The organism is Pseudoblastomonas aquimaris (genome assembly GCF_035481675.1).
In the GTDB taxonomy this organism is placed as follows: domain Bacteria; phylum Pseudomonadota; class Alphaproteobacteria; order Sphingomonadales; family Sphingomonadaceae; genus Alteriqipengyuania_B.
On the sequence record NZ_JAYJJW010000001.1, the window covers coordinates 1,043,811 to 1,057,257 of the forward strand.

The 13,447-nt window shown below is 65.6% G+C and carries 14 protein-coding genes and 2 riboswitches; of the genes, 3 read left to right on the forward strand and 11 right to left on the reverse strand.

The window, feature by feature from the left end; all coding sequences use genetic code 11:
* The 6 genes from gcvH to VCJ71_RS05100 form a co-directional block, all read right to left on the reverse strand.
* Entirely contained in the window at positions 1 to 372 is a 372-nt protein-coding gene (gene gcvH, locus VCJ71_RS05075; RefSeq protein ID WP_324639601.1) for a glycine cleavage system protein GcvH, read from the reverse strand.
* A 10-nt stretch (positions 373 to 382) separates the two neighbouring features.
* The gene (gcvT, locus tag VCJ71_RS05080) at positions 383 to 1,501 is read right to left on the reverse strand and encodes a glycine cleavage system aminomethyltransferase GcvT (protein WP_324639602.1); all 1,119 of its coding nucleotides are present in this window, start codon (positions 1,499 to 1,501) and stop codon (positions 383 to 385) included.
* Between the two features lie 32 nt (positions 1,502 to 1,533).
* Positions 1,534 to 1,628, reverse strand: a riboswitch (glycine riboswitch).
* Position 1,629: 1 nt separating this feature from the next.
* A riboswitch (glycine riboswitch) is annotated at positions 1,630 to 1,733 on the reverse strand.
* Positions 1,734 to 1,785: 52 nt separating this feature from the next.
* Entirely contained in the window at positions 1,786 to 2,496 is a 711-nt protein-coding gene (locus VCJ71_RS05085; protein WP_324639603.1) for an NAD-dependent epimerase/dehydratase family protein, read from the reverse strand.
* Entirely contained in the window at positions 2,489 to 3,649 is a 1,161-nt protein-coding gene (locus tag VCJ71_RS05090) for a deoxyguanosinetriphosphate triphosphohydrolase (protein WP_324639604.1), read from the reverse strand. Before VCJ71_RS05090 ends, VCJ71_RS05085 begins: the two co-directional genes overlap by 8 nt.
* 145 nt (positions 3,650 to 3,794) lie before the next feature.
* Complete coding sequence (locus VCJ71_RS05095; RefSeq protein WP_324639605.1) at positions 3,795 to 4,886, reverse strand: S8 family serine peptidase; 1,092 nt, start codon at positions 4,884 to 4,886, stop codon at positions 3,795 to 3,797.
* Between the two features lie 125 nt (positions 4,887 to 5,011).
* Complete coding sequence (locus tag VCJ71_RS05100) at positions 5,012 to 5,740, reverse strand: aspartate/glutamate racemase family protein (RefSeq protein WP_324639606.1); 729 nt, start codon at positions 5,738 to 5,740, stop codon at positions 5,012 to 5,014.
* A gap of 160 nt (positions 5,741 to 5,900) precedes the next feature.
* Between VCJ71_RS05100 and VCJ71_RS05105 the strand changes: the two genes are divergently transcribed.
* A complete protein-coding gene (locus tag VCJ71_RS05105) occupies positions 5,901 to 6,341 on the forward strand; it encodes a DUF2147 domain-containing protein (protein WP_324639607.1) in 441 nt (146 codons plus the stop codon).
* On the opposite strand, the gene VCJ71_RS05110 is transcribed toward VCJ71_RS05105, so the two are convergent.
* The 4 genes from VCJ71_RS05110 to VCJ71_RS05125 all read right to left on the reverse strand — a co-directional run bounded on the left by VCJ71_RS05110 (position 6,342) and on the right by VCJ71_RS05125 (position 9,725).
* Positions 6,342 to 7,829 (reverse strand): NAD(P)(+) transhydrogenase (Re/Si-specific) subunit beta, encoded by a 1,488-nt coding sequence (locus VCJ71_RS05110; protein WP_324640876.1) that lies wholly within the window; start codon positions 7,827 to 7,829, stop codon positions 6,342 to 6,344.
* Positions 7,829 to 8,113, reverse strand: coding sequence for an NAD(P) transhydrogenase subunit alpha part 2 (locus VCJ71_RS05115; protein ID WP_290135600.1), 285 nt, complete (start codon positions 8,111 to 8,113; stop codon positions 7,829 to 7,831). Before VCJ71_RS05115 ends, VCJ71_RS05110 begins: the two co-directional genes overlap by 1 nt.
* Positions 8,113 to 8,532, reverse strand: coding sequence for an endonuclease domain-containing protein (locus VCJ71_RS05120; RefSeq protein WP_324639608.1), 420 nt, complete (start codon positions 8,530 to 8,532; stop codon positions 8,113 to 8,115). The genes VCJ71_RS05115 and VCJ71_RS05120 overlap by 1 nt, the downstream gene beginning before the upstream one ends.
* 71 nt (positions 8,533 to 8,603) lie before the next feature.
* A complete protein-coding gene (locus VCJ71_RS05125; protein ID WP_324639609.1) occupies positions 8,604 to 9,725 on the reverse strand; it encodes a Re/Si-specific NAD(P)(+) transhydrogenase subunit alpha in 1,122 nt (373 codons plus the stop codon).
* A 327-nt stretch (positions 9,726 to 10,052) separates the two neighbouring features.
* Between VCJ71_RS05125 and VCJ71_RS05130 the strand changes: the two genes are divergently transcribed.
* Positions 10,053 to 11,477, forward strand: a complete 1,425-nt coding sequence (locus tag VCJ71_RS05130) for a sigma-54-dependent transcriptional regulator (RefSeq protein WP_324639610.1) — start codon at positions 10,053 to 10,055, stop codon at positions 11,475 to 11,477.
* Positions 11,478 to 11,486: 9 nt separating this feature from the next.
* Here VCJ71_RS05130 and folP read toward each other — a convergent pair whose 3' ends face one another.
* Complete coding sequence (gene folP / locus VCJ71_RS05135) at positions 11,487 to 12,599, reverse strand: dihydropteroate synthase (protein ID WP_324639611.1); 1,113 nt, start codon at positions 12,597 to 12,599, stop codon at positions 11,487 to 11,489.
* Positions 12,600 to 12,732: 133 nt separating this feature from the next.
* Here folP and VCJ71_RS05140 point away from each other — a divergent pair, with 133 nt between their 5' ends.
* Positions 12,733 to 13,404 carry a ferredoxin reductase domain-containing protein gene (locus VCJ71_RS05140; protein ID WP_324639612.1) on the forward strand — a complete coding sequence of 224 codons (672 nt, stop codon included), beginning with the start codon at positions 12,733 to 12,735 and terminating at the stop codon, positions 13,402 to 13,404.
* Positions 13,405 to 13,447 lie beyond the last annotated feature (43 nt).

Sequence of the window (13,447 nt, forward strand, 5' to 3'; positions counted from 1 at the left end):
TTAGAGAGAGCTGACGAAGTCCTTGTACTTCGCTTCGTCCATCAGCCCGTCGAGCTCGGACGCGTCGGACATTTTGACCTTGAACAGCCAGCCGTCGCTTTCGGGGGCGGAGTTGACCAGTTCCGGCTCCTCGTCGAGCGCGGCGTTGGCTTCGGTCACCTCGCCGCTGATCGGGGCGTAGACGTCGCTCGCCGCCTTGACGCTTTCGACCACGCAAGGCGCGTCGCCTTTCTTCAGCTGGTCGCCCGCGCCCGGAAGCTCGACGAAGGTGATGTCGCCCAACTGGCTCTGCGCGTAGTCGGTGATGCCGACCGTGCCGACATCGCCGTCGACGTCGATCCATTCGTGTTCATCGGTGAAGTAACGGGTCATTGCGTGCTCCTCAGCGGACGTATTTGGGGGGGACGAAGGGCAATTTTACGACGGTCGCGGGTAGGCGCTTGCCGCGCTGCTCCACTTCCAGCGCGGTACCGGTCTCGGCATGCGCCGCGTCGACCTGCGCCATGGCGATCGGGTGTTCCAGGGTGGGCGAGAAACCGCCGCTGGTGACGGTGCCGATTTCGCGCTCGCCCGCGTAGACCCTGGCGCCTTCGCGAGCGGCCATGCGACCTTCGAGCGCGAGGCCGACGCGCCTAGTTGGCCCGCCATTTGCGAGCAGGTCGAGGATGCGCTCCGCCCCGTGGAAGCCGCCCTCGGTGCGCCGGCGCTTCGAAATAGCGAAAGTCAGGCCGCTGGTGACCGGGTCGCTCGCCGTGGTCAGGTCGTGGCCGTAGAGCGGCAGCCCCGCTTCCAGCCGCAGGCTGTCGCGCGCGCCCAGTCCGATAGGCTTGACCTCGTCCATCGCGACAAGCGCTTCGGCGAACTTCTCCGCCGCATCTGCGGGCAGCGAAATCTCGTAACCGTCTTCGCCCGTATAGCCGGAGCGGCTGATGTAGAGCGGAACGCCGTCCCAATCGGCAAGCCCTGACTGCATGAACTTGAGATCCGCGGCCATCGGCACGAGGCGGGACAGCGCATCGACCGCCTTCGGACCCTGCAGCGCGACCAGCGCCTGGTCCTCGTGATGGGTCAGCGTGATGTCGTCGGGCAGATGTTCGCGCAGGAACCCGAAGTCTTCCCACTTGCAGGCGCCGTTGACCACCAGCGCCAGGTGCCCGCCAGTGTTCGTCACCATCAGGTCGTCGATGATGCCGCCGTCCTCGTCGAGCAGCAGGGAATAGCGCATGCGCCCTTCGCCCAACGCCGAGAAATCGCCCGGCATCAGCTTTTCCAGCGCCTCTGCCGCGCCAGCTCCGCTGACCATCAGCTGGCCCATGTGCGACACGTCGAACAGGCCCGCGTTCTCGCGGGTCCAGAGGTGTTCGGCGATGATCCCTTCGTACTGGATCGGCATGTGGTAGCCGGCGAATTCCACCATCCGGGCGCCTTGCGCGCGGTGCCATGCGTCGAGCGGCAAGGTGCCGGTTTCGACCGTGTCTTCGCCAGTTTCGAAATCGCTCAAGATACGGGTCCTTAGCGGGCGGAATTGCCCGGCGGACCCCCTCTGTCGGAAAACCTGAGAGCTTCGCGCAGGCCGGGCCGCGCTTCCCCCTTCGGTGGCCATCAAGGCGCTTTCCAGAGCATCGCTATCGAACCCGCGCGGTCCCTGATGCCTGAGAGATTCCGGGGTCGGTTGCTCCTTCGGCGGCCCGGTCCGTCTGGCGACGAATCGGACGCTCTCCCGCGCGGTTCAGCGATGGAATGGCGATGCATTTACGAGCGGCGGCTGTCAATCGCCGCGCCCCGTCAATCGGCGGATTCCAGCGTCCGGCGATAGCGTTTGGCCGCCAGGTGCAGGCCGTCGTTCTCGTGGATGAAGCGCCCGCCCGCCTTTTCCAGCGCAAAGGCGATCGCCGCGGTCGCCACTTCGCTGCCCCTGATGGAGCGGAACTTGCGCGCGCCGCCATGGAGGAACAGGTCGGTCAGCGGGCTGGCGATGATCGCCGCGCGCTCTTTCAGCCGCCTATCACCGCCCCGCGCCCCGCGCAGCAGGCCGGGCCGGACGATGTCGAGGCGGCGGAACTTGAGGCCGGTGAGCGCCTTTTCCACCTCCCCTTTCGTCTTCAAGTAAAAATTGCTGCTGCTCGCCGCTGCGCCGACCGAGGAGACATGGATGAAGTCGGTCGCACCCGCATTTTTCGCAGCGCGCGCAACCTCGAGCACCAGGTCCACGTCGACGGCGCGAAAGCCTTCCTCGCTCTTGCCGGACTTGCGCCAGGTCGTGCCCAGCGCGTTGATCACCACATGCGGCTTCAGCGTCCTGATGGCCTGCGCCCAGTCCTGCGGGTCCGCCACCACCATCTCTGCCCGCGTGCCCGGCGGCAGCGTGGCTTCGCGGCGCGAGAGGCCGAGGATGCGGACCCGCGGGTCAGCCGCGCCGATTGCAATCGCCTCTCCTCCGATCAGGCCGGTGGCCCCCACCACCAGCACCCGCATCCGCTTCGCGGCTTCAGACATTGGACAGTCCCTCCGGCCGCGCGCCGTAGATCTGGGTGACCTGCTGCATGGCGAAGCGGTCGGTCATGCCGGCGATGTAGTCGACGATATGGCGGCTGCGCTCGGGCTCCCGGTCCGGCATCGCGCGCTGCCAGTCGCCCGGCATCCGGCGCGGATCCTGGTCGTAGGCGGCATAAAGCCGCGCGATCACGTCATGCGCCTTCTTCGCCGTCTCCAGCTGTTCGGGGTGGTAATAGAGCCGGTCGTACATGAACTTCTTCAGCGACCTTTCTTCCTGCGCCAGTGCGGGCGAAAACCCGACCGACTGCCGCCCTGCCCCGCGAACGTCCCCTACCGAGCCCATGCCGGCAAGGTTTGCCCGCCCGGTTTCGATCACGTCATTCACCATCAGGCCGATCTGGCTGCGGACAAGCTCGCGCAACTGGCGCTCTTGCTCGGCGTGGGGGAAGCGTTTTTCGACTGCCCGCCACTGGTCGGCGACGAAATCGAGCGCGAGCAGCTCGTCGAGTTCAAGGAACCCCGCGCGCAGGCCGTCGTCGATATCGTGATTGTCGTAGGCGATGTCGTCGGCGACGGCCGCGACCTGCGCTTCCGCGCTCGGCCAGCTGGCAAGGTCGAGCGGGAACGCGGCATCGATCTCCTCCAGCGCCCATGATGGCTGGTGGACCGGGCCGTTATGCTTGGCGAGGCCTTCCAGCGTGTCCCAGGTCAGGTTGAGGCCGGGATGATCGCAATAGGGGCTCTCGAGCACGTGCAGCATGCGCAGGGTCTGCGCATTGTGGTCGAAGCCGCCATGGCGACGGGTAGCATCCTCCAGCGCCGCTTCGCCGGCATGGCCGAACGGCGGGTGGCCGATGTCGTGGGCAAGGCACAGCGCCTCGGTCAGGTCCTCGTCGAGGCCGAGGGCACGCGCGATGACGCGGCCGACCTGGGCGACTTCGATACTGTGGGTCAGGCGAACGCGGTAATGATCGCCATCGGGCGCGACGAAGACCTGCGTCTTGCCGCGCAGCCGGCGGAAGGCGATCGAATGGACGATGCGGTCGCGGTCGCGCTGGAATTCGCTGCGCGGACCGCGGGTCTCGCCGCCCGTAGCCCGGTACTGGCGGCCGCGCGTGGCGGCGGGATCGGCGGCATAGGGGGCGCGGGTCATCGGCTTGCAGCGCTAGTCAGCGCGGGCTTGCGTGGCAACGGGAACAGAGCGGGAAACACGCCGGAAACCCGCGCCCGACGAGAAAGGGCCGCGCGGTCGCCCGCACGGCCCATCCCCCTCTCCCGCAAGCGGGAACCCGTTTGTCTTACCGCAGCGCGATCAGGTCGGCGTTGCCGTCCGGATCGTTGATGGCGCGGCGACCGTCGGTGCGGTAGCCCGTCAGCACCAGGCCGGCGAAGTGCGGCGCGGCCATGGAGGTACCGCTCAGCGTGGCGTAGCCACCGTCCTTGTAGGTCGAACCGACCGACACGCCCGGCTCCGCATAATCCACCGGCGACCCGAAGTTCGAGAAGCTGGCGAAGCGGTCGTTGATGTCGATGGCGCTGATCGTGAAGATATTCGCACCGTTCACGCGAGCCGGCGAAACGTTGTTCGAATCCTGGCTCTCGTTACCCGCGGCGAGCGAGAAGACGACGCGGCTGGACGCGGCGATGATCGCGTTGTCGAGAGCGGAGCTGGCCCCGCCGCCGAGGCTCATGTTGCAGACGTCGCCGGCCTTGCCGTTGGCGCCGACGTAATCGACCGCGGCGATGATGTCCGAGTAGGAGCCCGAACCGCGACGGCCCAGGGCCTTCAGGCCCACCACCGGTGCGCCGGGGGCCACGCCGATCACGCCGATGTCGTTGTCGATGGCAGCAATCGTCCCGGCGACGTGCGTACCGTGGCCGTTGCCGTCGTCGGCGTTACGCTCGCCGGTGAAGTTTATGCCCGCCAGAACGTTGAGATCGGGATGATCGAGGTCCACGCCGCTGTCGATGATCCATGCGGTACCATAAGTGCCTGCCGCACCGCCGTTTACGCGAGTGATGCCGTACGGCGTGATCTGCGGCTGGGTGGTGGTTCCACCGCCGCCCTTCTTGCCGCGCTGGCCGATGGTGGCGACCTGGTCCTGCTCGCAATAGGCGATTTCCGGACGCGCACGGCGCATCGCGGTGACGGCCTGTGCCGAGCCCTTGAAGTTGAAGCCGCGGATCGTGGCGGAATAGACATGGCCCACGCTGCCGCGGCCATTGGCTGCGGCGGCCGCTGCTGCGCGCGCTTGGCCCGGAGCCACGCGGCTGTCCTTAAAAACGCAGATATAGCTGTTGTCGATCTTTTGTGCTGCCGCCGCCGGCGAGGCGAACGCGAACGCAGCGAAAGCCGCTGCCGATGCAGCGGTCATCATACGACCCTTCATAACCTATTCTCCCAGTCCCTTGGAAAATCAGAGACCGGCACAATGACGCGTGTTACGCTTTTGTGAACCCCAAATTGACGGTAAATTTCGGCTTAGGCACGAAAACAGGTGGAAAGCTGGTAAGCTTAAGTCGCGGTGCTTTCCGAAAATTTCACGTCGCCAATATCGCCAAGCATCCAGTCAGCCGCAGCCTCCGCATGGATCCGTGTCGAATCGTACACCGGCAAGACGTTGGCATCGGTGTCGACGATCATTTCAAGCTCGGTACAGGCCAGCACGATCGCGTCTGCGCCGTCCTTCTCCTTGATTGTCAGGATGCTCTTGAGCGTGCGCTCGGCATTCTTGGTTGCCTTGCCGAGCATGAGTTCCTCGTAGATGATCCGGTCGACGGTCTCGACAGTTTCCATGTCCGGCGGAAGCAGGGTGATGCCCCGCTCGATCAGGCGACGGCGATAGAAGCCTTCGGTCATGACGTTGCGCGTGCCGATCAGCGCGGCGTTCGTGACCCCGTCGGCCTGCATACGCGCCGCAACGCAATCGGCGATGTGGATGATGGGCACGTCCACCGCCTCTTCCAGTTCGCGAAACGCGCGGTGCATGGAATTGGCGCAGACGATCAGCCCCTCTGCCCCCGCGCCGACCAGCCGCTTCGCCGATGCGGTCAGCGTGTCGGCTGCGCGTTTCCAGCCATCCTCGTCGGCAATGCGGTACAGTCCGTCAAAATCGAGGCTTTCGATCAGGAGCGGAGCGCTCGATCGCGGCGAGACGCGGCGCTGCACGATCGTGTTCAGGTGTTCGTAATACCGGCGCGTGGAAACCCAGCTCATCCCCCCGATCAAACCAAGCTTGCGCAAAACAAAAACTCCCCCGTTTTGAACTCATGCCGTAGAAAGGCCCGGCCGGTCGCATCGTTCCCCTGTCAGGAAAAGCTGGCAGCCCAGCCGGACTTCCTGCAACCGATATCCATTGGTAGCCGTATATTCCCGCAGAATTCGCAATAAACGGAGTAATGCCATGATCCGCCAGATTATCGCCGCCACGGCCTGCGTGGTTGCAGCGAATGCAGCGGTCGCCACCGCCCCGCTCTCCGCTGCGGCCCCGCCTGCGGCCATCGACGGGCAGTGGAAAACGGCAGACGGGCGCGCGGTAGTCACCATCGCGCGATGTGGCTCCGCCTATTGCGGCCGCATCAGCCGCTTCCTGGTGGCAGAGCCTGCCGGCGGGGCGAAGGATACGGAGAACCCGAACCGCAACCTGCGCGGCAGGAGCCTGATGGGCCTGCGCATCCTGTGGGACCTGAAGGCCGATGGCGGCGACTGGCAGGGCAAGGGCTACAGCCCGCCCGACGGGCGCTATTTCACGGCAAAGGTGCGCAAGCTTTCCGCCGACCGGCTGGAAGTGAAAGGTTGCGTCGCGGTGTTCTGCAAGACGCAGGTCTGGCCGCGCTACAACTGATCAGTCGAGCGACTTGACGATTTCTTCGACCATTTTCTTGGCATCGGACAGCAGCATCATGGTCTGGTCCATGTAGAACACGTCGTTGTCGACGCCGGCATAGCCCACGCCGCCCATGCTGCGCTTGATGAAGAAGACCTGCTTGGCCTTGTCCACGTCAAACACGGGCATGCCGTAGATGGGGCTGGACTTGTCGGTCTTGGCCGCCGGGTTTACCACGTCGTTGGCGCCTATGATGAAGGCGACGTCGGCCTGGGCGAACTCGCTATTGATGTCCTCCAGTTCGAACACCTCGTCATAGGGCACCTGCGCTTCGGCCAGCAGCACGTTCATGTGGCCCGGCATGCGGCCGGCGACGGGGTGGATGGCGTATTTCACCTCCACGCCTTTCTCCTTCAGCATGTCGGCCATTTCGCGCAGCGCGTGCTGCGCCTGCGCCACCGCCATGCCGTAGCCGGGGATGATGATGACCTTTTCCGCCTGTTCCAGCATGAAGGCCGCATCGGCCGCGCTGCCCTGCTTGTAGGGGCGCTGCTCCTTCGCCTCGCCGCTGCCGCCCGCGCTGTCGTCCGCGCCGAAGCCGCCGGCGATGACCGACAGGAAGCTGCGGTTCATCGCGCGGCACATGATGTAGCTGAGGATCGCACCCGAAGAGCCGACCAGCGCCCCGGTGATAATCATCGCCGTGTTGCCCAGCGTGAAACCCATCGCCGCTGCGGCCCAGCCGGAATAGGAGTTCAGCATGGAAACCACGACTGGCATGTCCGCCCCGCCGATGGGAATGATCAGCAGGAAGCCGATGGCGAAGGCGAGCACCGTTAGCGCGATAATGAGCGGCATGGTCTCGGATGGTCCGGCCATGGCGAACAGCGCGGTCAACACGATGATCGCGGCGAGCGTACCCAGGTTGATGACATGACGCGCGGGCAGCAGGATCGGCGAACCGCTCATCCGCCCCGACAGCTTGGCAAAGGCGATGACCGAGCCGGAGAAAGTGATCGCCCCGATGGCGATGCCGAGGCCCATCTCCACCTTGGAAACGGGCGAGATACCACGGCCAAAAGTGAAAAGGCCATCGCTGCCTATCACTAACGTATCACCCATGGACAAGAGGCCGAAAGCGCCCGGATTGAGATAGGCTGCCCAGCCCACCAGCACAGCGGCAAGGCCGACGAGGCTGTGGAACCCGGCAACCAGTTCCGGCATCGCCGTCATGGCGATACGGCGGGCGATCACGAAACCGATGCTGCCGCCGATCAGGATCGCAATGCCGATCTCGACGATGTTCGCGACATCGTGCGTCACCAGCGTCGTCACGACCGCGATAAGCATGCCCACCATGCCGAAACGATTGCCCGTCCGGCTCGTCGCGGGCGAGGACAGGCCGCGCAGCGCAAGGATGAAAAACACGCCGGCGACAAGATATGCGAGCGCGACCCACGGGTTCACCGGCGCGCCGTCCGCACCGCCTGCCAGGAAGGAGAGCATCACTTCTTCTCCTTCTTCTTGTACATCGCCAGCATGCGCTCCGTGACCGCGAACCCGCCGAAGATGTTGACGCTGGCCAGCACGACCCCGGCAAGGCCGAGCCACTTGGCCGCAGGACTACCCGCCTCGGCGCTCGCAATCAGCGCGCCGACGATGATGACGGAAGAGATCGCATTGGTCACCGCCATCAGTGGCGTATGCAGCGCGGGCGTGACCGACCACACCACGTAATAGCCGACGAAACACGCCAGCACGAAGATCGACAGGATCGAAATGAAGTCCATTAGGCAGTAACTCCAGAATCTCCCCCCTTGGGGGAGGTGGCAGCCGCGCCAGCGGCTGACGGAGGGGGCCGGTCGGCGCAGAGTTTCGCAATTCCGTCGGCAACCTCCGATGGATCGCGCAACACCTCGGTTGCAGCAATGCGAACGACGTGGATGCCCTGCGAGACCAGCCAGACATCGCGCTTGCGGTCGCGCGCCGGATTGTCGCCCATATCATGCGAAATTCCATCGATCTCGATGGCAAGCTTCTTGCTCGCACAATAGAAATCGACGACCAGACTACCGATTGGATGATGGTTGCGGAACTTGACGCCATGGGGACGCTGGCGAAGTTTTTGCCACAAAAGACCTTCGGGCAGGGACATTTCCCGACGCTGCCTGCGCGCCGAGGTGAGTGATTGCGTGGTATGGTTTTCCAAGCCCCGCCCCCTCCGTCAGCGCTTCGCGCTGCCACCTCCCCCAAAGGGGGAGCTTCCAGAAGTGCCGTGGCTCAAACCGCCAGCCTCTCGTTCACGACCTGGCCGTCTTTTGTCAGCCGCACCGCGTCGCCGATTTCCTCGTCCAGCACGGGCCGGCCGGCATCCTTGTCCCAGAACGCGCTGAGGAAGTTGTAGAGGTTGCGGGCGTACAGCGCGCTTGCGTCGGCAGCCAGGTGGCCGGCGGTGTTGGAAAAGCCGATGATCTTGACGCCGTGGCGCTCCACGGTTTCGTCGGCCTTGGCGCCTTCCACGTTGCCGCCGTTGGCGATGGCGAGGTCGAAGATCACGCTGCCCGGCTTCATGCTGGCTACCTGCGCATCGGTGATCAGGCGCGGCGCGGGCTTGCCGGGGATCAGTGCAGTGGTGATGACGATGTCCTGCTTGGCGATATGCGAACTTACCAGTTCGGCTTGCGCCTTGCGGTATTCCTCGCTCATTTCGGTGGCATAGCCGCCGCTGCCTTCGCCCTCGATGCCTTCGACTTCCTCAACAAAGACCGGTTTCGCGCCGAGCGACTGGATCTGCTCCTTCGTCGCGCTGCGCACGTCGGTGGCGGAGACCTGCGCGCCAAGCCGCTTGGCCGTGGCGATCGCCTGCAGACCCGCGACGCCGACGCCCATCACGAACACGCGCGCGGCCTGCACCGTGCCAGCGGCGGTCATCATCATCGGAAAGGCGCGGCCATACGCGTTGGCGCTGGCGATCACCGCCTTGTAGCCGCCAAGGTTAGACTGGCTGGAAAGCACGTCCATGCTCTGCGCGCGGGTAATGCGCGGCATGAAATCCATCGCCAGCGCCTCGATCCCGGCAGCGGCATAGGCATCCACAGTCTCGCGCTGGCGGAACGGGTCGAGGACAGCCGCGAGCCATGCGCCTTTCTTCGCCGGTGCCAGCAGCGCCGCATCGGGGGCCTGGACGCCGAACACGATGTCCGCATCCCTCACCACCTCGGACTGCGAGGCCACGGTGGCGCCCGCCTCCGCATAGGCATCGTCGGGGATCGACGCGCCCGCGCCGGCCCCGCTCTCGACCGCCATGTCGGCGCCGAGGGCGATGAATTTCTTGACGGTTTCGGGGGTGGCCGCGACCCGGTGTTCGCCCGGAGCCCGCTCCTTCAACACCGCGATCTTCATAGTGCGCCCCCCGTATGCCAGATCAGGAGATCAAGATGACCACGAAGGCCGTGATGGCGGCGATCAGAGGCACCGCCCACTTCAGGTGCCCGATGAAGGACGTATAGGTTTGATTGGCGGCTTTCATGTCGTTGCCGGACATGGGCATTCCTTCGGATGTGTTGTCGTTGGCCCGTGTCCTAGTCCGCCGCAGCGCGCCGCTCAAGTCCCTGTGGGTAATCGGCGGCTGCACCCGGCGGCGGCAGGAAGACGCCATCAGCCTTAATTCGCTCTTTACCCCTCGCCGCTACACGCATTTCCGTACCAAAGGGGGACGGTTTCGGGGCCATGAGCGACAGCGATACTCGCCTGTTGATGCTGATCGACGACGAACCAGCGCAAAGCCGGCTGATCTCCGCGCTCGCCGCGCGGGAGGGTTGGCGCACGCTCGTGGTGCAGGATTCCGAAACCGCCATCGCCACGCTGGGGACGCGCGAGGGCATGCAGCTTTCCGCGATTATCCTCGACCAGTGGGTGCCAGGCGACGATGCCTGCGCGCTGATCGGTGAACTCAAGAGCCGCCGCCCCGCCTTGCCGCTACTGATGCTGACCACCAGCGCCAGCCCGGTGCTGGCGGTGGAGGCGATGCGCGCGGGCGCAACCGACTATCTCATCAAGCCCGTCAGCCCGGACCGGCTGATGCTGGCGCTGCGCAGTGCCACCACCCGCGAAACGCCTGCCGACGAGCTCGCCCCGCTGACCGAGAAGATGGAGGCAACGCTCGATTTCGACGCGATGATCGGCACCTCGCCCGAATTCCGCACCGCGCTGGCCAAGGCGGCAAAGGCGGCGCGCGGCCATGGGCATGTGTTGCTGGAAGGCGAAACGGGAACGGGCAAGGAAATGATCGTGCGCGCGATGCACGCCGCCAGCCCGCGGTCAAAGGCGCCGCTGCGGCTGGTCAACGTGGCCGGCATGCCCGCAGCCTCGCTTGAATCGCTGCTGTTCGGGCACGAAAAAGGTGCGTTTCCCGGCGCGTTCGACCGGCAGATCGGCGCGATGCAGCAATGCGACGGCGGCACGCTGGTGCTGGACGAGGTCGACCATCTGCCACCCGAAGTGCAGGAGCGGCTCGCCGAGGCCATCGCCAAGGGCCAGGTCCGCCCCATCGGCGCGCGACACGCCTTCAAGATCGACCTGCGCCTGATCGCCTGCACCAACGCACCGCTGGACGAGCTGGTTGCCGCGGGCGATTTCCGCGAGGACTTGCGCAGCGGCCTCGCCGCAACGCGCATCATCCTACCCGCCCTGCGCGACCGGGGGCGCGACATCGGCCGGCTGACCCGCTTCTTCCTGAAACGCATCGGCGAGCAGCCGGGACTGCGCGAACTGGGCATCACCGACGGCGCGCTGGCGCTGCTGTCCGCATACGACTGGCCCGGCAACGTGCGCCAGCTGCAATCCGTCCTGTTCCGCGCCGCCGTCTATGCCGATGGCGATGCGCTGACGGCGGACGACTTTCCCCAGCTCCTCGAGCTGATCGGCGAGCTCGCTCCCGCGGCCGACGACACGCCGACACACGAAGGCATCGGCATCCAGCTTTACACCGAGGACGGCAATCTGCGCCCACTGGAAGAGATCGAGGCCGACGTCATCCGCCTCGCCATCGGTCACTACCGTGGCCGCATGACCGAAGTGGCGCGGCGGCTCGGCATCGGTCGCTCCACGCTTTACCGCAAGCTCAGCGATCTCGGAATTGACAACGCCGCCTGACCGGTCGGCCTAGGCCGGCAGATCCGCGAAATCCGTCAGCGCCGCATCGCGCAGGCCCCGCCACACGTTGCGCGCCTGAACGGTTTCGAACACGTCGTGGACGCGCAGCAGTTGCACGCCGGCATTCATGCCCGCGATGGCGAGCGCGACGCTGCCGCCCAGCCGCTCGTGACTGCCCGCCTCGCCCGACAGCGCGCCGATCATCCGCTTGCGGCTCGCACCCAGGAGCAGCGGCTGGCCGAGCGCATGGAACAGCGGCAGCGCATTGAGCAGCGCAAGGTTGTCCGCCAGGGTCTTGCCGAAGCCGATACCGGGATCGAGCACGATCTTCTCGCGCGCGATGCCCGCATCCAGCGCCGCATCGCGCCGGTCGCGCAGCCAGTCGAATACGTCGAAGACCACGTTCGCGTAGTCGCCGTTGGAATGGAGGTCGTCGCCGTCGCCCGGCGCGTGCATCAGCACCACGGGCGCGCCGCTCGCCGCAGCCAGTTCCATGCTGCGCGGGTCGTGGCGCAGCGCGGATACGTCGTTGATCAGCTGCGCCCCCTTGTCCAGGGCGGCCTCCATGACCGCCGGCCGCCGGCTGTCGATGCTGATCGCAGCACCCATTGCGGCGACGCGCTCGATCACCGGCTCGGTCCGCTTGATCTCCTCGCCTTCCCACACCGCAGATGCGCCCGGCCGCGTGCTTTCGCCGCCGATGTCGATGATCGCCGCACCTGCTTCCAGCATCGCTGCCGCGTGCTGCGCGGCGACCTCCGGATCGTCGAGGAATTCGCCCCCGTCGCTGAAACTATCGGGCGTGACGTTGAGCACGCCCATCACCTGCGGCTGGTCGAGCCGCACGGTGCGCTCTCCGAGCTGTAGCGGCACATGCGCCATGCGCAAATTGGACCACTGCCGTTCGCCTTCCGCCGCAAGGTCGCTTTCGAGCGCGCCGAGCATCGCAGGCACATCGTCCACCCCGCCAAGGCTGCGCGAAACGACCCGGTCGCTATCGCGCACGATCACCGCGAACCGGCTGGCGTAGACCATCCCCCCCGCCAGCCTGATCGCTCCGCCCTCCTCGCTCTGCGGCGAAGGCGCGAAACCGATGGGGCGGGTGTAGATGCGTGTGGTCATGCTGTTGCTTTAGCGGGCAGATGCGCCTTCTGACAGGGCGTTTACGCCTGCTTTGGCGGGAACCGCGTTCCGCCACCGCTCATTGGGATCGGACTGGAAAAGACTGCCCGCCAACCTCTCCCGGAACCCGTCCATGACGCACCACCTGACCCTGAAGTCGATCCGCTCGATTACCCACGACGTGAACGAACTGACGTTCGATCGCCCGGAAGGATTCGAGTTCAAGCCCGGTCAGGCGACCGATTTCGCGATCGATCGCGACGGCTGGCGAGACGAGAAGCGGCCTTTCACCATTACCTCCTTGCCCAACGCGGAGCATCTGCAGTTCACGATCAAGTCCTATCCCAGTCACGATGGCGTGACCGAACAGATCGGCCAGATGGAAGGCGGGGAGACGGTGTTGCTGGAGGATCCCTGGGGCGCGATCGCGGATCGCGGGCCGGGTACGATCATTGCCGGCGGCGCGGGGCTGACGCCGTTCCTCGCCATCCTGCGCGCGCGCCAGGCGGAAGATGGCAACCTCGACGGATATCGCCTGATGTTCTCGAACAGCCGCGAAAAGGATATCATCCTGCGCGACGAGCTCGAGGCGATGCCGGGCCTGAAGCTGGATTTCCTTCTGAGCGACGAGGAAGTCGACGGCATTTATCACGGGCAGGTCGACCGCAACTATCTCGAGCAGGCCGATCTCGACTTTTCAGGCCGGTTCTACCTTTGCGGTCCGCCGCCCATGGAGGAGGATGTCAGCACGCTGTTGAAGGCACGCGGAGTGAGCGACGACCGGCTGATCCACGAAGAGTGGTAAGAGGCTTATCGTTCGTGCCTCGACGCTCGGATAGGCACGCCGC

Excerpts from the sequence above, each read along its gene's own strand:
- folP (WP_324639611.1), bottom strand. The coding sequence starts at position 12,599 with ATGACCACACGCATCTACACCCGCCCCATCGGTTTCGCGCCTTCGCCG.
- VCJ71_RS05130 (WP_324639610.1), top strand. The coding sequence starts at position 10,053 with ATGAGCGACAGCGATACTCGCCTGTTGATGCTGATCGACGACGAACCA.
- VCJ71_RS05085 (WP_324639603.1), bottom strand. The coding sequence starts at position 2,496 with ATGTCTGAAGCCGCGAAGCGGATGCGGGTGCTGGTGGTGGGGGCCACC.
- gcvH (WP_324639601.1), bottom strand. The coding sequence starts at position 372 with ATGACCCGTTACTTCACCGATGAACACGAATGGATCGACGTCGACGGC.
- VCJ71_RS05095 (WP_324639605.1), bottom strand. The coding sequence starts at position 4,886 with ATGAAGGGTCGTATGATGACCGCTGCATCGGCAGCGGCTTTCGCTGCG.
- VCJ71_RS05115 (WP_290135600.1), bottom strand. The coding sequence starts at position 8,113 with ATGGACTTCATTTCGATCCTGTCGATCTTCGTGCTGGCGTGTTTCGTC.
- VCJ71_RS05110 (WP_324640876.1), bottom strand. The coding sequence starts at position 7,829 with ATGCTCTCCTTCCTGGCAGGCGGTGCGGACGGCGCGCCGGTGAACCCG.
- VCJ71_RS05140 (WP_324639612.1), top strand. The coding sequence starts at position 12,733 with ATGACGCACCACCTGACCCTGAAGTCGATCCGCTCGATTACCCACGAC.
- VCJ71_RS05105 (WP_324639607.1), top strand. The coding sequence starts at position 5,901 with ATGATCCGCCAGATTATCGCCGCCACGGCCTGCGTGGTTGCAGCGAAT.
- VCJ71_RS05125 (WP_324639609.1), bottom strand. The coding sequence starts at position 9,725 with ATGAAGATCGCGGTGTTGAAGGAGCGGGCTCCGGGCGAACACCGGGTC.
- VCJ71_RS05090 (WP_324639604.1), bottom strand. The coding sequence starts at position 3,649 with ATGACCCGCGCCCCCTATGCCGCCGATCCCGCCGCCACGCGCGGCCGC.